Origin of the sequence: Bdellovibrio sp. ArHS (genome assembly GCF_000786105.1) — a bacterium.
GTDB lineage: Bacteria > Bdellovibrionota > Bdellovibrionia > Bdellovibrionales > Bdellovibrionaceae > Bdellovibrio.
Map to the genome: position 1 here is coordinate 75,267 of NZ_JTEV01000011.1, position 17,449 is coordinate 92,715.

15 protein-coding genes are annotated in these 17,449 nt (G+C 46.9%); 3 read left to right on the plus strand and 12 right to left on the minus strand.

What is annotated here, in order from left to right; translation table 11 throughout:
- Positions 1–22: 22 nt before the first annotated feature.
- The 3 genes from OM95_RS05755 to OM95_RS05765 form a co-directional block, all read right to left on the minus strand.
- Complete coding sequence (locus tag OM95_RS05755; RefSeq protein ID WP_291515634.1) at positions 23–592, minus strand: hypothetical protein; 570 nt, start codon at positions 590–592, stop codon at positions 23–25.
- A gap of 123 nt (positions 593–715) precedes the next feature.
- Positions 716–1,549 (minus strand): flagellin, encoded by an 834-nt coding sequence (locus OM95_RS05760; protein ID WP_041871278.1) that lies wholly within the window; start codon positions 1,547–1,549, stop codon positions 716–718.
- A gap of 533 nt (positions 1,550–2,082) precedes the next feature.
- Complete coding sequence (locus OM95_RS05765) at positions 2,083–2,928, minus strand: flagellin (RefSeq protein ID WP_041871281.1); 846 nt, start codon at positions 2,926–2,928, stop codon at positions 2,083–2,085.
- A 388-nt stretch (positions 2,929–3,316) separates the two neighbouring features.
- Between OM95_RS05765 and OM95_RS05770 the strand changes: the two genes are divergently transcribed.
- Positions 3,317–4,636, plus strand: a complete 1,320-nt coding sequence (locus tag OM95_RS05770; protein WP_041871283.1) for an HD domain-containing protein — start codon at positions 3,317–3,319, stop codon at positions 4,634–4,636.
- Positions 4,637–4,652: 16 nt separating this feature from the next.
- On the opposite strand, the gene OM95_RS05775 is transcribed toward OM95_RS05770, so the two are convergent.
- From OM95_RS05775 to OM95_RS05785, 3 genes are all read right to left on the minus strand, one after another.
- Entirely contained in the window at positions 4,653–5,411 is a 759-nt protein-coding gene (locus OM95_RS05775) for an SDR family oxidoreductase (protein WP_041871285.1), read from the minus strand.
- A 14-nt stretch (positions 5,412–5,425) separates the two neighbouring features.
- Positions 5,426–6,607 (minus strand): acetyl-CoA C-acetyltransferase, encoded by a 1,182-nt coding sequence (locus OM95_RS05780; protein ID WP_041871287.1) that lies wholly within the window; start codon positions 6,605–6,607, stop codon positions 5,426–5,428.
- An 87-nt stretch (positions 6,608–6,694) separates the two neighbouring features.
- Positions 6,695–7,237 carry a hypothetical protein gene (locus OM95_RS05785; RefSeq protein ID WP_041871290.1) on the minus strand — a complete coding sequence of 181 codons (543 nt, stop codon included), beginning with the start codon at positions 7,235–7,237 and terminating at the stop codon, positions 6,695–6,697.
- A 338-nt stretch (positions 7,238–7,575) separates the two neighbouring features.
- Between OM95_RS05785 and OM95_RS05795 the strand changes: the two genes are divergently transcribed.
- Positions 7,576–9,777 (plus strand): hypothetical protein, encoded by a 2,202-nt coding sequence (locus OM95_RS05795; RefSeq protein WP_291515635.1) that lies wholly within the window; start codon positions 7,576–7,578, stop codon positions 9,775–9,777.
- A 54-nt stretch (positions 9,778–9,831) separates the two neighbouring features.
- Here the strand turns inward: OM95_RS05795 and OM95_RS05800 are convergent, their stop codons facing one another.
- The 3 genes from OM95_RS05800 to OM95_RS05810 all read right to left on the minus strand — a co-directional run bounded on the left by OM95_RS05800 (position 9,832) and on the right by OM95_RS05810 (position 12,234).
- Positions 9,832–10,428 (minus strand): hypothetical protein, encoded by a 597-nt coding sequence (locus tag OM95_RS05800; RefSeq protein ID WP_041871294.1) that lies wholly within the window; start codon positions 10,426–10,428, stop codon positions 9,832–9,834.
- A gap of 62 nt (positions 10,429–10,490) precedes the next feature.
- Positions 10,491–11,465: a M23 family metallopeptidase gene (locus OM95_RS05805; protein WP_291515637.1), complete on the minus strand. Its 975-nt coding sequence runs from the start codon at positions 11,463–11,465 to the stop codon at positions 10,491–10,493.
- 43 nt (positions 11,466–11,508) lie between these two features.
- Positions 11,509–12,234 carry a Stp1/IreP family PP2C-type Ser/Thr phosphatase gene (locus OM95_RS05810; RefSeq protein WP_041871521.1) on the minus strand — a complete coding sequence of 242 codons (726 nt, stop codon included), beginning with the start codon at positions 12,232–12,234 and terminating at the stop codon, positions 11,509–11,511.
- Positions 12,235–12,368: 134 nt separating this feature from the next.
- Between OM95_RS05810 and OM95_RS05815 the strand changes: the two genes are divergently transcribed.
- The gene (locus OM95_RS05815) at positions 12,369–13,319 is read left to right on the plus strand and encodes an energy transducer TonB (RefSeq protein ID WP_041871299.1); all 951 of its coding nucleotides are present in this window, start codon (positions 12,369–12,371) and stop codon (positions 13,317–13,319) included.
- On the opposite strand, the gene OM95_RS17120 is transcribed toward OM95_RS05815, so the two are convergent.
- Genes OM95_RS17120 through OM95_RS05830 form a run of 3 tightly spaced genes read right to left on the minus strand, consistent with a single transcriptional unit; the run spans position 13,316 to position 17,230 of the window.
- The gene (locus OM95_RS17120; RefSeq protein ID WP_291515639.1) at positions 13,316–15,307 is read right to left on the minus strand and encodes a hybrid sensor histidine kinase/response regulator; all 1,992 of its coding nucleotides are present in this window, start codon (positions 15,305–15,307) and stop codon (positions 13,316–13,318) included. The genes OM95_RS05815 and OM95_RS17120 overlap by 4 nt on opposite strands.
- Entirely contained in the window at positions 15,279–15,749 is a 471-nt protein-coding gene (locus OM95_RS05825) for a response regulator (RefSeq protein WP_041871301.1), read from the minus strand. Before OM95_RS05825 ends, OM95_RS17120 begins: the two co-directional genes overlap by 29 nt.
- Positions 15,746–17,230, minus strand: a complete 1,485-nt coding sequence (locus OM95_RS05830; RefSeq protein WP_041871304.1) for a PAS domain S-box protein — start codon at positions 17,228–17,230, stop codon at positions 15,746–15,748. The genes OM95_RS05825 and OM95_RS05830 overlap by 4 nt, the downstream gene beginning before the upstream one ends.
- Positions 17,231–17,449: the final 219 nt, after the last annotated feature.

Here is a 17,449-nt window from a genome sequence, read left to right on the forward strand (position 1 = left end):
CACTCTGTCGAGTGGCCTTCTATTAAAGACAATAGTTATTTTCGCTGAAGTAGCGCTGACAAAGACTTCCGCCATTTTGACAATCGCTAGAAATATTCGACCAATAAGTGGCAGAACGGGAACATGTTCTACGACCGCCATCCTTCACCGTAGCAATGAATTCACCTGCGGCGGTGATCTTGCCATTTTTAGTAAGTTTATAACTTACAATGTTTTTTCCCGGATCCAATAGCGGGCGTTGTAAAAGAGTCGCAATCCAAAGATTAATCTGCTTTTTCGTCCGGCCTTTCGCCGAATCATAGTCGACCGTCTTTGTTCTTTGCGATCCGTCCTCGTGACGAGCGACCAAGGTCACTTCATCGCCAGGAACTGAGGCAGGACCTACGAAGTAGTCGTACTCACCAGTCAGAAGAATTTCCTCTGTGCAGCGAAAAGATCCTGACGTGGGACCGCCCCCGATGCCACCATCACAGTGGACGAAGATTCTTCCTTCAGAAAGAACCGCGGTTCTTTCATTTCCGTTTTTAAAACCAACTTCGGCGTAAGATGAAAACGAAAAGACCAAGACAGATAATGCCAGTACGAATTTCATAGACTCTCCTTGCTGTTCTCACTGTTGCATCGAGAGCGCGGGAGATCAACCCTGGAGTGCGAAAAAAACAAAAAGGCCCCCCATAAGAGAGGCCTTTTTTTAGTACTTTCATGAATTTGACAACTAGCCCAAAAGTTTTAGTGCCAATTGTTGCGACTGATTCGCCTGTCCCAGTACGGAAACCCCGGCTTGCAACAAGATATTATTTCTTGTCATCTCAGAAGTCTCAGCGGCGACGTCAGTATCTCTGATTCGCGAGTTGGCTGCTGACAAGTTCTCATCCGCGATCAACAAGTTGTTAGATGTTGATACTAGACGATTTTGAAGCGCACCAAAGTTCGCACGAATCGCATTCACTGAAGTCAATGCCTGGTCGATAACATTCAAGCTCAGTTGAGCTCCTTCCTTTGTCCCCACGGATTCTGCCGTCAATCCCAAGGCATCCACGGAGGCGTTGGCAGCACCAGAGTTAAAGCTGATTCTGTCGCGGAAAGCGTCGTTGTTTACGCCGACCTGAATATCAATCATTCCACCCGTACCGTTAAGCAGTTCGTAACCATTGAAAACCGTCGCTTCAGTGATACGCTGAATCTCGGATTTCAACTGTTGGTACTCAACGTCCAAAAACTTTCTTTCTGTTTCACCAATTGTGTCAGATGAAGCTTGTACACCTAATTCTCTTAAACGAATGAGCATATTAGAAACTTCGTTCAAGCTGCCCTCTGCGACCTGCACCAAAGAAATACCATCATTGGCATTTCTATTGGCCTGTCTTAAACCTCTGATTTGTCCCTTGAGGTTTTCGCTGATCGCAAGACCTGCGGCATCGTCCGCGGCCTGATTGATTCTCATTCCAGAAGCCAATCGTGCCATTGAACGATTTGAGTTAATTTGTGTCATGTACAGGTTCTTCTGTGCATTCAACGCTGCCACATTGGTACCGATTCTTAATCCCATTCTATCCTCCGTGCTTCATAGTTCTTCCTCCGTGAAAAGTTGCCATCCATTGGCATAAGGCGCGATCCGTGCACCTGTTAAATTAATAAACGGAACTTGCGATACAAGGTTCCACCTAACTTTTCGGAAAAACATGGCAACAGCTCGAGTCCAGATTTTTTCTTTTGTTTTTATTTTTCAGGAAATTTTTTATTTTTGCTTTAGCGTGCACGCGCACGACTAAAAAGAAAGGCAAGAAAGTTCTCTTCAAGCAGAGAGCTCAGAGGCCGGGCCTTGAAAAACGGTGCGCTTTCGATCTGCGCAATTCATCACTCCCCGTCTATCTTCTGTGAAATTGAGGTCCGCCCGTAAGGGCGGCCTCGGTCGCAGGAAACAGATCAAATTGTCAGCTCTTAACAGAGCTTCGGGGCTTGTACACTCGGAACCGTCCTCAACGGACGATTCTCTTGAGGGTGATCTTGATCATTGAAGATAAGATCGGGAACCAAAGTCATTTCGTCACCAGAGCTCTAGCAAGCTAGAGTTTAGCTGGATTAAGAGAATGACTTGTTCAAGAGTCCAAGTGCTACGTTAGCTTGTTGGTTCGCTTGGGCTAGGACACTAGTACCGGCTTGCAACAAGATATTATTTCTAGTCATTTCAGATGTCTCTTCAGCTACATCCACATCTCTGATACGAGAGTTAGCGGCTGACATGTTCTCAACGGAAACTTGGATATTTGAAACCGTTGATTGCAGACGATTTTGGATCGCACCGAAGTCTGCGCGCATTGCAGAGACACTCACGATCGCTGTATCAATCGCTGACAAAGCATTCTGTGCGGAAGCTTTATCGGCCACTGATGTCAGGTTGACTCCCAAAGCGGCAGAGTTTGCATCGGCTTTAGAAGCATCGAAAGAGATACGGTCGATTTCAGGGTTATTTCTAGTACCAACTTGGAAGTCCAAGATGGAGCCCACACCTGCCAACAATTGAGTTCCGTTGAACTCAGTCCCTTCAGAGATACGATCGATCTCAGAGACCAACTGATCGTATTCCACATTCAGGAATTGTCTTTCTACAGGTCCGATAGTATCAGAAGCGGCTTGTACAGCCAATTCTCTCAAACGAATCAAGATCGAAGAGATCTCATTCATTGAACCCTCTGCCACCTGGACTAGAGAGATACCATCTTGAGCATTTCGTGATGCTTGTTTTAAACCGCGAACCTGAGCTCTTAAGTTCTCAGAGATCGCTAGACCAGCGGCATCGTCACCGGCGCGGTTAATTCTGAATCCTGATGCAAGCTTTTCCATGCTCTTATCAAGACCAATCTTCGTACCCCACAGAACTCTCTGTGCATTCAACGAAGCTGTGTTCGTATTAATTCGTAAACCCATATTTCCTCCTCCTTGAAGATTTGCTGAGTTTCGATCCTTGAAACTCAGGGCACCATTCTTGGTACCATGGGTAGTTCATTCGCTTACCTTACTGATCGGTGCGTCTGGAAATTCCTAAAGTGATACGTCTCATTTTTTTACAAATCTGGCCCTCGGTCGTGTAAAGCCGTGGATTCACTGCACCCTCATGCAAAGACTCTTACGCCGGCATTCTCCATTAAGTCCTTAAAATCACGAATTTTTTGCAAAGTTCCGCGTCGGGCCGCCTATATCTAGTTAAGAGCCCGAGAGCAGCAACTAGACCTAGGAACCCCATTCTTGGACAATTGACATATTCTTTGTAAACGTAAATACATACTCGAAATGGCCCCCCTGAGGAGGAACACAAATGGAGATTCGCGACCCCGTCCACGGCTCGATTTATTATTCAGATCAAGAAGTCGCCGTTTTGGACACTGCTGAATACCAACGACTGCGCGCTATTAAACAATTAGGATACGCTGAGTTCAGTTTTCCCGGAGCCACCCACAATCGCTATATTCATTCTGTCGGCGTAGGCCATTTGGCAGGCGAAACTTTCGACGCCATTTTCCGCGTTTATCCCTTTTCAAAGCCCTCGGTAAAAACGCGTTTCCGTCAAGTTCTGCGTCTAGCGGCCCTTCTGCACGACGTAGGACATGGTCCTTTAAGTCATACGACTGAACAGGTGATGCCTCACCTTTCAGAACTCAATATCAAACTTTATAAAGAACAAGAGCAATACGGCGAAGAAGCCCACACAGTGATGAATCACAATCGTCGTGCCAATCACGAAGACTATACCATTAAGTATGTCACCGATTCGAAAATTGCTGAGACTATCCAACAGCAGTTTCCGGAGATTGCTCCGATTCATGTCGTCTGTTTGATTGATAAAGCTTTGCACTGCCCTGACGATTTCTTTGTCGACAACGGTGTGGATTTCCGACCGATCCTGAGTCAGCTGGTTTCCAGCGAACTGGACGTGGATCGCATGGACTATTTAGAAAGAGACTCTTATTTCTGCGGTACCAACTACGGCAAAATCGATCTTTCCTGGCTGATGCAAAATATGACGTTCTATCGCCGTGAAAATAAAATGTATTTAGCCTTGAACCGCCGGGCGCTTTATTCTTTCGACGACTTTTTGATTTCTCGCCATCACATGCACTTGATGGTTTACTGTCATCACAAAAGCATCATTTATGAAGAGATGCTCAATCGTTATCTTACTTCTGCGGATTGCACCTTCGTTCTTCCCGGCGATATTAATGAGTACACCCGTTACAACGACTATCGCTTGCACGAACATCTGATCAGCGTGACAAATCCTTGGGCGCAAAGAATCGCCCAAAGAAAGCCCTTTAAAGTACTCATAGAACAACACAACACTTCCGAATCCGAAAAACCTGAAATGATTAAAAAGGCTTTAGAGGCCGAAGGCCTGGAAGTGATTCGCACCAGTTCCAAAGCGCGTCTTTCTAAATATCACACGGCTTCTCCGGAAGAACGGGCTTTGCAGATTTATGTCGTTGACCAATACGACCGCTGGGCGAAACCGGCGCCGATCAATCAGACGACCGAGATCTTTCAGCGTTACGAAGGCGCCCGTATTATCGATAGAATTTACGTCGCACCCGAGCATATTGAAAAAGCCGATTCCATTTTGAAAGGATTGAAGCTCTCGTAAAGAGCTTCAAGCAGAGCTACGTTAAAGAAATCACCTGTCCGTTGACGGCAGCACCATACTGACTAACTAAATAAGTAATCGTATTGGTGATTTTATCAGGCTCGGTGATTTTTAGATGCGGTTCCTTTTCCTTCAACTTCTCGACGGCCTCTTTGATTGATTTGGCCTCGGGGTGTTGAGCCAGAATAAATTCTTCCGTCAATCCCAACTTCAGGCAGTTCACCGTCACATTGAATTCTGAAACTTGTTTGGCCAACGCCTGGGCAAAAGGCACCAAGGCCCCGCGGGCCCCCGCCATCACCGGATCCGGGTATGTTTCATTCAAAAGGTAAAGGATGCGCCCCCGCTTCCGATTCTTCAGAAAATTAAGAACCGCGTGGGTCAGCAAGACGGAACTTTTAAAACCGTGTTGAACCTCGTCATCCAAATGCACAAGAGGATCACCAATCTTAAAGCGATTGGGTTTATTATACACCTGCGCATCAATGAAAAGATCCACACTACCGAAAGACTGCGCGGCTGTTCCGACAGCATCCTTGATGTCTTCCACCGTCTTCATGGGGGACTTAATGCTTAAAGCCCTACCGAACTTGGGATTGATCTCGCGGGCATCATTGATTTGATTGCAAAAGCGCTGGCTTCCCGCATTGTCGAAATCAAGAAGCACACAATCGGATCCCATCTGGGTTAAGCCCATCATCAAACTTTGCACCGTTGTGGTGAAAGGTCCTACAATCAGGGCCGTTCTTTCACGCAGATTAAATCCGTTTTCCATAGACTTCTTTCTGTCTAAATTCGTTCAATGATAATCGCGATGCCCTGACCGCCACCGATGCACGCAGATCCCAAAGCATACTTCGCATTTCGGCGATGAAGCTCATAGACCAGATGGTTCATAATGCGTGTGCCGGAAGCTCCCAAAGGATGGCCGACCGCAATGGCTCCGCCGTTGACGTTGGTTTTCGCTGAATCCAGCTTTAGTTCTTTCTCGACGGCTAGATACTGAGCCGCAAAGGCTTCATTGACCTCAACCAGATCCATTTGCTCCAGAGTCAAATTGGCTTTTTGTAAAGCCAAGCGAGAAGCGGCGGCAGGGCCGATACCCATAATCGTGGGATCGCAACCTACCGAAGCATAGCTGATGATACGAGCTAATGGCTTCATTCCCAATTCTTTTGCTTTAGACTCACTCATCAACAAAGAACAAGCCGCACCATCGACAATACCTGAAGCGGAGGCCGCCGTGACCAGACCCTCTTTTTTGAACAGGGACTTCAGAGAAGCAATTTTTTCCAATGTTGATTCCGGTTTAGGATGCTCGTCCTTTTCAACAACAACCGAGCCTTTGCGACCTTCCACCGTGACGGGGCAGATCTCTTGCGCAAAATATCCTTTATCCAAAGCCGCCTTATAACGTTGTTGTGATTGAATGGCATATCTATCACATTGTTCGCGGGTGATTCCGTATTTTTCGCCAAGATTTTCAGCCGTGATAGCCATAGGCATTTTAGCGTAAGCATCCGTCAATGCCGACGTCATTAAATCTTCAAGTTCGAAGTTCCCCATGCGCATACCATCGAAGCGGACTTTACGAGCGACATAGGGGATTTGTGACATCTGCTCAACGCCACCGGCAAGAACGGCTGTTGCCTCTCCACACTGGATCATTTGCATGGCATTTACCCATGACTGAAATCCACTGCCACAAAGTCTGTTCACAGCGAAGGCCCCCACATGCACGGGCACACCGGCTTTAAGACCGATATGGCGCGGAAGATAAGCGGCATCAGCCCCTGACTGAACAACATTTCCGAAGACCACATGGTCGATTTTTTCAGGCGTCAATCCCGCCTGCTCAAGTGTGGCCTTGGCGGCGACGACACCTAGATCCGTTGCAGATACATCCTTAAGAGAGCCACCAAATCCCCCAAAAGGAGTTCTTTTTCCAGCGATAAATACGATTTTTTCCATGCCCTAAGCGTAGGCCCCAAACCCGCCTCGGTCAAACAACGACGACGAAAGTCCAGGAAGAATTTATTTGAATGGAACCAGGTAGGATTACCACGACCAAGCGACGCCGACCATCGACAGGTCTTCGCTCTTGTTTGCTTTGTGAGTTACAAACAGATCTTTGTTACGAAATTTTTCTTTGACGATAATATCGGTCGCGGATGCTTTTGCATCGTAGTTGAAGGCGGCTTTAAGCCACCCCGAATACTCCACTTTAGCGAGGGCTTGAAAGGCCTCAACTCGGAACGAGAATTTATGGCTGACGCCCTGAGAGTCTTTGGCCGGAACAACCACGTCAGTTTTAAGTTTTTCCTGAGTCTGCTCGGCAAATCGGCCTAAAGCCGTTTCCTTCATCATTTTTGAATTAAACCACAATGAAAAACCACGGTCTGCAATACGACTGATGACCGTGCCCTGACTGTCGCCTTCTTTTAAATCCAAAGGAATCACTTTTGCCACATCGGCCTTGGTGATTTTTGGAGTCACAGTGTCTTTGGGAATAATCAGTCTTTTCGTGGCTTTTAAGTCCACCTTACCCAGGCAGGTACATGTAAAACCTAGTATTAAGAGACATGACATGATTAGTTTCATACCTCACCTCTACTTCAAAGATTGTTCCACTCCCTTGCGTCCAAGTCCCATTAATTTGCAGATAATAAGCAAATGACAGCGCTTTTATTACGACAGGGTCAAAAAGCGTCTAGAAAGCGCACGAGTGACACTCTTTGAGTGAACATGTCTGGACTTGTTTCAAAACGAAGCGCAAGGGCACTGGACTTGCAAAGTGATCCGACGAACGCGTTGGTAGTTTTGAGCGAGCAGGGTGAAGTGTGTGTTTCCGGGAACTTAGAAGCACCTACGGCACCAGAGCGCCTCAAAATGACACGCAAAAAAAGTTACTTGGCGAAAAGTTTAACACTGGAGACTTTATGAAACTGAAGTACGTAAAGCGAAGTGCCATGGCCTTTGCGATTTCCGCGAGTTTCATTATCCCTCACACCCCGCAGACGGTGCTGGCGGCTAATGCAACGACGTCCTCATCCTCAGGATTCCCTTTGGATTTATTCCCTGAAGATAATGGCGGCGACACAGGCCTGTTCCCTACGACGCCTTCCGTGCCTAAAGGAAACCAAAATTCTGGCGGCTCAGGCTCGGGTTCTGGCGCAGGAAATAAGGGTTCATCCAGTTCTTCTTCAACTCGCCCGGCCTCTACCGGTGGTGCCACCAAGATGGGGTCTGCCAAAGTAGCAGAAGCTTATAGCTGCCCTCTTTTCGACAATCGCCCTCACGCGGAACTCATCGCGGCCATCGACTCTCTTAATAAAGAGGTTAAGGCTTCTCCAGAATGTACGGGGTCGCCTTCTGCCCAGGCGATTGAAAAAAATGGCGATCAAATCAAAAATAGCATCGCATCCTTGCAACAGATCATGGCGGCGCAAGATGCGGCAGTCGTAAATACGGCGCAAATTGATCAATCCATGACGGCGGCCCTTGCCGCGGTCGGTAGCTTGGGTGACATTATTAATAATAACAATTTCTTGAACTCAAAATGTGGTCGTCAAACTATGTCGACCGGTAAAGTCTTGTTGGCGTTGAATGACGTTATCAACGGTCTTGCCCCTTACGCACTTTTCGCAGTTTCGATGAACGCGGCTCTGGCTCCAGCTCTGCCCTTCGTTATTGGTGGTGTCGTGGCAACAAGCGGAATTTCCGCGATTGCGAAAATGATTGATGCCAACACATTGGATATGACGAATCCGGATCACCGCAAAGCGGTTCTTCAAAATACATGTCAATACACGAAAGTGGCGAAAAAAGTCCGCTTCATGCAGTTGGCGCAAAGTGGAAAAATTAGCAAAATCACTCAAGAGCTGGAAAAAGAAGTAGATCTTTATAAGAAAAGATTCACAACTCCAACTCGTGAATTGTCACAGCTTCTTACTTACCGTGAAGCCGTGATGAAAAACACTTCGGCGATTGAAGCGCAAATTGCCAACGATCGCGCCGACATTACGACAGTGGATAGCCAAATCACTCAGAATCCTGATGATTTGATGGTTTGTACTTTGGGTAACGAGCTTGTTAATTGGGCTCGAGACGGAAAAACGTTCCCGGCCTCGGCGTTCCTTAACTTGGAAGCAGCGACAGCTCAAGGTGATCGCGCTCAAAAACTTCAAGCAGCGACAATGAAGAATCTGCACGCTTCTTCCATGAAGAGAATTGCTGATGCGGCAGTAAAAGCTTTCGAAGACGAGTCAGCGTTGAAGACCTGCGCCGCAGCCAGCCGCTCTTGGATGAACGGTGTTCGTCAAGCTGTCAGCTTAACGACGGCCGTTATCTCAAATTCAAAAGTTTCTTTGGAAACAGAACTTTCCAGAAATGCTGAATACAATCAGTGGAAAGCTCAGTACACGCGTATCGAAGTTGAAAAAGTCACTATCAAACGTGTTGAAAAAGCGATGCAAGAGCTTTCTAAAGATACGTCGATCATCGATCGTTCAGAGCTTGCGCAACGTATGGTGAACTTAAAGTCAGGACTTTTCGGTTCACGCAGTGCTTGGGGCTTCGGAGCTCCTCCGGTTAAAGCTTGGATTGATCACACAAAAACAATGCACGATCAGGCGATCTCCGCTTTCGTGACAAGCATGTCTGCAGTCCGCAACGGCTCTTACAGCTTGACGAAATCAGGTCGCAATCAGGATGTCATTATCACTCCTGCTGGTTACTATTACCGTGATCCAAAAATTCAAATGGAATCCGGCAAAATCGCCCGAGAACTTAGCAACTTGACATTGCAAGAGCTGCCAATGGGATCTCGCGAACAAGAACTTATGTGTCAGTATCTTGAGTCGGCTTGGTTGGATTGGTCTGCAGCGATCGACCACTTAGGTGCGGTTCAGTTCTTCTGTGATATGATCGATCCAGTATTGGACGTAAAAATGGATAAAGCCGTTCTTACTTCATGCCGCGGAAACACTCAGCTTAACGGAACTACGTTCAGTAAATCAGTTGTCCTACAAGCTCAGGATGTTCTTGTAAGAAAAGGTTATAAGAACGACGCCGCTTTGGTGAAAAAGAAATTGGATGAATTGCAATGTCCAATGCCTGCTGTTTCTGTTATGAATCAGTAGTTGTTTCGGAAATTCGGAATAAAAAAGGCCTCGCAGTTGCGGGGCCTTTTTTATTTAAGGCATCACGGTCACCAAGGCCGAATTGGCCGTGGCAACACTCATGATATCCACCCGGCTCAGTCCCGCTTGCGCAGAACGAATGACGATTTGCATACCGGCGGCAACATAGTCCCTTAAATCCAAAGCGCTTGTGGGTGAATTGACGTTCAGAATGAAAGGTTTGGCTGCCGCCAATGTTAGTAAATCGGTTTTCGAAATTCCCGCCGAAGCCGTCATGACAACCAATTGTGCCCCGGCCTGAGCAATGGCGATCAAATTCGGAACCGTCAGGCGCGCCCCATCGACGTAAAGAACAAAACTGCCCGCTCGAGCTAAGTCCACAAAATCGGTGGCGCTGTAAGTTGTTTTGGAAACGGAAATACCGATATTGATATTCGGACTTTGCAATAGCTGGATTATTTCGGCTTTACCCACGAGGCCCACTTGATTCTGACAATACGTCACTTGTGAAACACGAGCGATTTCTCGTAAGTCCTGCACCGACATATTCGTCGCGCTGTTTTCCCTTAAACATTCAGAAAATTGAGAAGGCAATGCCGCCTTGGAAAGACCCGGGACAAAAAGGAAAAGTGAGAATATTAAAGTTTTCATCTTCACCTCGCTTAGGATTATTGTCGCCAAGGTGAAAAAAACCGTCCAGATTTTTATCTGTGTTACTCGTCAAGTATGTAGTTGATCGGATCGACAGCCGTTCCATTGATTCGGACTTCGTAGTGAAGATGTGGACCCGTTGAACGACCGGTGTTTCCCACGGCCCCGACGACATCCCACTTATTCACGCGCTGACCCACCTGCACATAAATCTGCGACAAATGCCCAAAGCGGGTCGTTACGCCATAACCATAGTCTATGGTGATAAGTTTTCCATAAGACTCGTCATAACTTGCGAAGACAACAACACCATCCGCTGGTGCATACACCGGCGACCCTGGAGCCGCCGCAATATCAAGACCAGCATGAAGAGCTGTTTTACCGCTGAAAGGTGAAATGCGATAACCAAAACGAGACGTGATCCATCCTTTGGCAGGCTTCATATTCGGCGTGGAATTCAACAAACTTTGTCTTTCCGACAAGCTTTCCCATAAATCAATGACACTTTGTTCTTTTAACTGCGTTTCTTTAACCGCTTTATCAATTCGCACAACCAAAGAGGCATAGTCTTTATCCGCATTTTCGTTGGCAAGTTCGCCCATTTGATCGTTCAGAGGTTTTTTATTGGCAAATACTTGATCCTGCGCAACCAATTCTTCAGGTTCCTGTCGCTGCTCCATCGGCTCGTATTCTTCCACTTGCTGACCCGCTGCAGGCTTAGGTCCCATCGTCAGCTTTGTAATACGATCTTCAGCATCGACGTTGGTAATCAATTTCAACTTGGTGGTAAAGGTCTTCACGCGCTCCAAAGAGTTTTCCAGAGCACTGACCTTGCTTTCGACGACCTGGAACTGTTTGATCAGTTGGGCATTTTCAGCTTTAAGACGTTTGTTTTCCATGGCCTGCAAAAGCAAACCAAAATAATCGACCAGACCGGCCGCGAAAATGATGATGATCACCGCAGAAATGAACGACAGGGCTTTCAGCCAAGCCGCTGAGAGCACAATCTTACGGGTTTTTCCCGTTTGATTGCTCACTATAAAAAGCGTGACCTTCTTCTTATCCAACCTGACCTCGACTCTATTCGTGGAAATGCAACAACATCACTGTCACGTTGTCGTCGCCACCATTTGCAAGTGCTTGTTCTACACAAGCTTTAACTGCTTTGTCAGGTGTATTTTGATTCAAAATTTCAGATATTCTTCCGTCTTCGACAAGACCTGAAAGACCATCTGAGCACATCAGGAAAATTTCCCCTGGGAAAATCTCTCTTTCAATAATATCGGGATAGGCATCTCGCTCATAACCTACGCTGCGAGTAATGACATTTCGCCCCACGAATTGGCGCACTTGCTCTTCGCTCATCACTCCCGCGCGCAATTGTTCATTTAAAAGCGAGTGATCTTCCGTAATCTGCCAAAGATACGGGCGCTTGAAAAGATAGCAGCGAGAATCACCAACATTTCCAACGTACAAATGTTTGCCGCGAATATAAGCCATCACCATGGTGGTTCCCATGCCGGCCAGTTCAGGGCGTTCATTCGCCGCTTTGTCGAAGATTCTTCTGGAAGCCTCTTCATAGCAGTTAAGGATAAGTTCACGCGGAGACTTTTTGTGTGTATCCGGTTGAAGCATGATTTCTTCAACAGTCTCCACAGCCATACTGGACGCCACTTCTCCGCCGGAATGTCCCCCCATACCATCTGCCACGATAAAGAGACCAAGCTCCCTATTGATGAGACAGGAGTCTTGATTCGAATCACGACGAAGCCCTTTATCTGTCAGATACCACGAGTCAAATTTCATAGATGTTTCATTTTCACCCAACAGTGACAAAGGAGTCAAAGTCTGGCCCTGGACCTGAGTCGCAATTCACGGGTCCGGTTCACCATCTTCTCAGGTTCGGGTGTCATACTACCGATAGAAAGGGGTGAGGTCGTATGATGAAATCACCGTCTTTCAGAATGTATGTATTGCTATCGCTGGGATTCCACGTTTTGGTTCTTGGGACCTTCCTTATTGTGGAAAGCCTGACGCCTGAAACAAAGAAAACAGAGACGGTAAGCATTAACTTTCTGAGTCCGGAAGATCTTCAAAAAATGCAAAAAGTCGAAGAGGCTTTGAAGAAAAAGTCAGCCCTGTCGCGCAATCAGATTGTCGAACAATCTGAAACCTCAGCCAACGAAGAAGTGCCCGAGGATGCTCGCTTTCTGAGCGCCAAAAACCAAAAAGTGGCGAAACAGACTCAGGCGGCCAACCGCGGTGAATTCCAAAATATTCAGAAGTCGGCACCGCAAAAAACTGGACCTAAGGGCGACGGCAAACAAAAAAGCGTGGCTCACTCCGAAGAATCCAAAAAGCAAATTGCCAAAGATTTGTTTAAAACTTTCGATGCAAACGAGGCCTTGGAAAGGCAAAAATTGGCAGATAAAGAATCCGGCCTGGGCGAAGGTCGAGGTGACGGCGATCAAAACACCGGGACCGGAGCGGAAACCAGTCAGACCAATGACTATTTGAAAGACGTTAACGTCGGTTTAGAGACGGTCTTAAATACGCGCGAGTTCAAATACTATTCTTATTACAATCGCATCCGCAAACAACTTGCTCAGCATTGGGAAGGTCGCGTCCGCGACAAACTCTCCAAAATGTTCAAAGAAGGACGTGCGCCTGCGGCAACAAATCAAGATCGCATCACAAAATTAATGATCGTTTTGAACGACAAAGGCACTCTGGTGCGCGTTCAGGTGATCAGCGATTCTGGCGTTCGTGATTTGGATGACGCCGCGATTGAAGCCTTTCGCGCGGCGGCCCCGTTTCCAAATCCGCCCAAGGGAATCGTGGAAGGTGACGGCACTGTGAAAATTCGTTGGGACTTCGTTCTAGAAACTTAGTCCGCCAAAAGCGAACGAATATTTTCCTCTAAGAGCTTTAAATTCATCGGCTTCGTCATGTGCAGCTGAAAGCCGGCGGTCTGAGCCTGCTTGACATCGTCGTCACTCGCGTAGGCCGTCAAGGCGATCGCCGGGGTCTTCTTTCTTCCCCTCTTTTTTTCCCACGCCCGATAAAGTGTCAGAAGCTCGTAGCCGTTCAGTCCCGGCATCCCAATATCTGAAATAATCAAGTCATAACCCTGACTCTTTGCCGCCTCTAAAGCCTCTTCCGGACTGATATAACCAGTAACGATCGCGCCAGTTTTCCGCAAAAGTTTCAACATCAAAGCAACGGTATCTTCTGAATCATCGACGATAAGAACTTTTCTATTCGAAAGAACGGAGCTTCTGGGTTGGGGCGAGGTCGCCACAGTATGCACATCGATTTTGGCTTCTCCTGTTTTTGCGGCGGCGACCTGACGAGCTAGCATGTAAGGTAATTTTATCGTGAAACAGGCGCCTTGATTCGGTCCGGCACTTTCAACTTCGGCATAACCCCCGTGCAGTTCAGCAATCTGTTTAACAAGGCCCAGGCCCAACCCCAAACCCATATAGTGGCGAGATATCGATGAATCTTCCTGCCAAAATTTGCTGAAAACATAACGAAGATTCTCCCGCGCAATCCCCTTTCCTGAATCGCAAATTTTAAACTCCAATGTCGAATTTATTTTGCGCGCATGAAACTCGATCATTCCATCCCGCGGCGTAAATTTAACGGCATTGGAAAGTAAGTTCCAGAGCATTTGTTGCAATCGATGAGGATCGCCATAAAAATCCTGAAGCTCTTCGTACACCTCGGTTAGCAAATGCAAGTTCTTCGCATGGATGGCCGTCCGAAAAGATTCCAGCACCGTGCGGATGCTCTTTCGCAAATTGAAGACCGAAAGATTCAATTGCATTTTCCCTGTCACGATATACGACAAATCCAAAGTTTCCTGAATCAGTCGGGTTTCCAAGTCTAAGTTTTTTTCGATGCCCTTAATGGACTCTAGCGCTTCTTCCCCTAACGGCTGCGATGTTTTCAAAACCTCAAGATGTCCCGCAAGTATATTCAACGGCGTTCTGAGTTCGTGGGACAGTGTCGCGATAAAATCATCTTTCTTTTGATGCGCATCCTGAAGGTCCATGATCTTCTGCTGCAACTGATTTTCCAGTCGCTTACGGACAATGAGGTAGCTCAACATATTTGCGACGGTAAAGACAAAATGAATTTGGTCCCGACTATAAAATCCCTCGTCGCGGTTGTATGCCACGATAAGCCCCAAAGCATCAGCGCCTTTACGATCCGCCAAGGGGACCAAAATTCCATATTTCAAACCTTGTTTTTGTAGCGTACCCAACAGGCTCTGAATGTCTGGGTCTGAAAAATCCGTTAATACAGATTCGGAAGAGGCCTTAAAATTAAAGTGCTGAATCAATATATCGACATAATCTGAATGTAAATAGCTGGCCAAGACATGCCGACCGCGCTCGCGGGCTTTGGGGATGTCATCCTCATTCAAAACCAGGCGACCCAACTCTAAAAGATATTCATTCTTTTTAGATTCCAGTCGCAGCTGTCTTTCGTTCTCTTTTCTTTCAATGGAATTTAAGATAGTTCTTAAAAGAAGTTCCGCAGATAGATCCCCTTTACACAAATAGTCCTGCGCCCCTTCTTGAACGGATTTCACGGCGATCGCCCGGTCTTCCAGTGACGACAAGACGATGATCGGCACGTTCTGCGCCCCCTGAAGAGCCCGCGATAACGTCTGGTCCAAGTCGCTGTCTGGCAGACGCAGATCCAGCAAAACCGCGTCGAATTTGCCGGCCTTCAGCTTTTCAGCCCCCAGCTTCCAAAGATCCACATGATCTATTCGGACTGAATAGTCCGAAACTCTTTTCAGATAGCGTTGAATAATATGAGCATGGGCCTCGTTATCTTCAATGAGAAGTAAGTTGAGGTTTCTCATGACTTTTCAACTGTCTGTTTAGATGATTCCAATAGGTATTCAACTCTTGCAGCATCATTCTAAATTGGCCGCTTTCCAAAGGCTTGACCAAATAGCTGTTGGCATGATGCGAATAGGCTGCTTTTTTATCGGCTTCAGCATCTGACGTTGTTAAAACAACGACAGGAATACTGCGAAATTCCTGATCTGATTTGATCTTCTCTAAAACTTCGTGACCGCCTTTTTTTGGTAGTTTTAAATCCAGTAAAACTAAATCCGGAACTTCTCGATTTTCAAAGGGCGGTTTTCCCTCGAAAAACATCAACGCGGCGACTCCGTCCTCGGCGCGACTGATCTGCAAGTTGGGCTCAATTCTTTTCAAAACTCGTGTAATAAAAGACGCATGGTCATCATCGTCCTCGACCAGCAGAAGATGCGTGATGCGGGAAGCAGTTGCGCTCATAAAACCACCCTTTCCAGGGGAAGAGACACCCAAAACTCGCTGCCATTGGGAGGCATCGATTCCACCCAGGCTTTTCCGTCATGCAATTGCATGATCCTAGCAACAATAGCTAGGCCCACACCGGTGCCTTCCTGTTTGTTATCCAATCTTTGAAAAAGTCCGAAAATTTTTTGATGATAGACGGGATCAATTCCGGGTCCCTGATCTTTGACGCAGATGCGGAGCTCATTATCAGTCCTTTGGGTGAAAACCCGAAGCAAAGGATCGGGTCCATCCGCCGCATACTTTGTCACATTCATAAAAAGATTTTCGAAAACCTGATACATTCGACGCGAGTCCACGCGAATCGAATAGTCCACCCCTGCTGTTTCCACTTGAATGTTTTTGGCACTTAGAATCTCTTTTAGAGACTCTTGGACATCATCTAATAAAGACGACAAAGAAACAGTTTCATCACTCAGTTCGATGCGGCCGACTCGACTTAATTGAAGAAGATCCTCTATCAAGTCTTTCATTCGTCGGTGCGCATTTTCCAAGCGCATCAAAGAATCATGAATTCCTTCGAAATTCTTTTCTTCGATGTCTTCTCTTAAAAAGTCCATATAGGAGGCGCTGGTGACCAACGGGGCTTTCAAATCATGGGAAACGGTATAGACAAATTGTTCCATTTCCTGATTCTTCTGTTGGACTTCTTGATAGGCTTTCTGAAGCTTCTGCTCGGTGATTTTGCGTTCGGTGATGTCGACGACGGACGCCAGAAAAAACTGCTCGCCGCCGACGGTCATGTGGTTCAGGCCTATCTCTACAGGGATCTCCTGTCCGTCCTTTTTTAAACCTGTCAGGTCGCGGCCCGCCCCCATTCTTCTTTTTTGCGGCTCTTCGGCAAATTTTCTGCGGTGTTGCGGATGCGCCTCGCGAAAGCGTGTCGGCACCAGCACTTCCACTTCTTGTCCAATCAGCTCGCCTTTTTCATATCCGAACATTTTTTCCAAAGGTGTGTTGCTTAAAAGAATTTTGCCAAATTTATTGATCATCAGAATGCCATTGGGCACTGACTCGACGATGGTGCGAAAACGCTCTTCCTGCCGCACTCTTTCGGTAATATCCACCACGGCAGCGATCACATACATTTCGGTGCCCAAATACACATGGTTCAGGCCGATTTCGACAGGTATTTCTGAGAGGTCTTTTTTCAAAGCTGTCAGATTGCGACCCGCGCCCATTTGCCTTTTGCTGGGATGGGCCGCAAACTCGGCTCGCATTGCCGGATGCTTGTCGCGGACTGAAAATGGCACCAAAGCCTCAATTTTCTTTCCTAATAATTCATGCGGTTCATAACCGAGCATTGCTTCCAGCTCGGAGTTACACAGCATAATGTTCCCCTGTGTATTGACCAATAGAATGCCGCTAGGAACGGATTCCACAATCTTTCTTAACAAACCTTCGCTCTCATTTGGCAGTCGCAATTGATCTGGCTCCATACTTCAAAAGTAGGACGCCCCCGATGAACGCGGCAATCAAAATGAACTTTTGTGTAAACACACACTCTATTACACCCGCGTAAACTCCTCCGCTTCACCGCCAAACTCTCTCTCGACGGAACGGCTATTACGAAAATGCTATCTTCAGAAATGAAAAAGACATTTATCGTCGTCGCAAATTGGCAGAAAGTATCAATGAACAAATTGTCGTGGTGAGAG

Excerpts from the sequence above, each read along its gene's own strand:
- OM95_RS05825 (WP_041871301.1), bottom strand. The coding sequence starts at position 15,749 with ATGAGCGCAACTGCTTCCCGCATCACGCATCTTCTGCTGGTCGAGGAC.
- OM95_RS05760 (WP_041871278.1), bottom strand. The coding sequence starts at position 1,549 with ATGGGATTAAGAATCGGTACCAATGTGGCAGCGTTGAATGCACAGAAG.
- OM95_RS05765 (WP_041871281.1), bottom strand. The coding sequence starts at position 2,928 with ATGGGTTTACGAATTAATACGAACACAGCTTCGTTGAATGCACAGAGA.
- OM95_RS05800 (WP_041871294.1), bottom strand. The coding sequence starts at position 10,428 with ATGAAAACTTTAATATTCTCACTTTTCCTTTTTGTCCCGGGTCTTTCC.
- OM95_RS05795 (WP_291515635.1), top strand. The coding sequence starts at position 7,576 with ATGAAACTGAAGTACGTAAAGCGAAGTGCCATGGCCTTTGCGATTTCC.
- OM95_RS05775 (WP_041871285.1), bottom strand. The coding sequence starts at position 5,411 with ATGGAAAACGGATTTAATCTGCGTGAAAGAACGGCCCTGATTGTAGGA.
- OM95_RS05815 (WP_041871299.1), top strand. The coding sequence starts at position 12,369 with ATGATGAAATCACCGTCTTTCAGAATGTATGTATTGCTATCGCTGGGA.
- OM95_RS05755 (WP_291515634.1), bottom strand. The coding sequence starts at position 592 with ATGAAATTCGTACTGGCATTATCTGTCTTGGTCTTTTCGTTTTCATCT.
- OM95_RS05830 (WP_041871304.1), bottom strand. The coding sequence starts at position 17,230 with ATGGAGCCAGATCAATTGCGACTGCCAAATGAGAGCGAAGGTTTGTTA.
- OM95_RS05810 (WP_041871521.1), bottom strand. The coding sequence starts at position 12,234 with ATGAAATTTGACTCGTGGTATCTGACAGATAAAGGGCTTCGTCGTGAT.
- OM95_RS05780 (WP_041871287.1), bottom strand. The coding sequence starts at position 6,607 with ATGGAAAAAATCGTATTTATCGCTGGAAAAAGAACTCCTTTTGGGGGA.
- OM95_RS17120 (WP_291515639.1), bottom strand. The coding sequence starts at position 15,307 with ATGAGAAACCTCAACTTACTTCTCATTGAAGATAACGAGGCCCATGCT.
- OM95_RS05770 (WP_041871283.1), top strand. The coding sequence starts at position 3,317 with ATGGAGATTCGCGACCCCGTCCACGGCTCGATTTATTATTCAGATCAA.
- OM95_RS05785 (WP_041871290.1), bottom strand. The coding sequence starts at position 7,237 with ATGAAACTAATCATGTCATGTCTCTTAATACTAGGTTTTACATGTACC.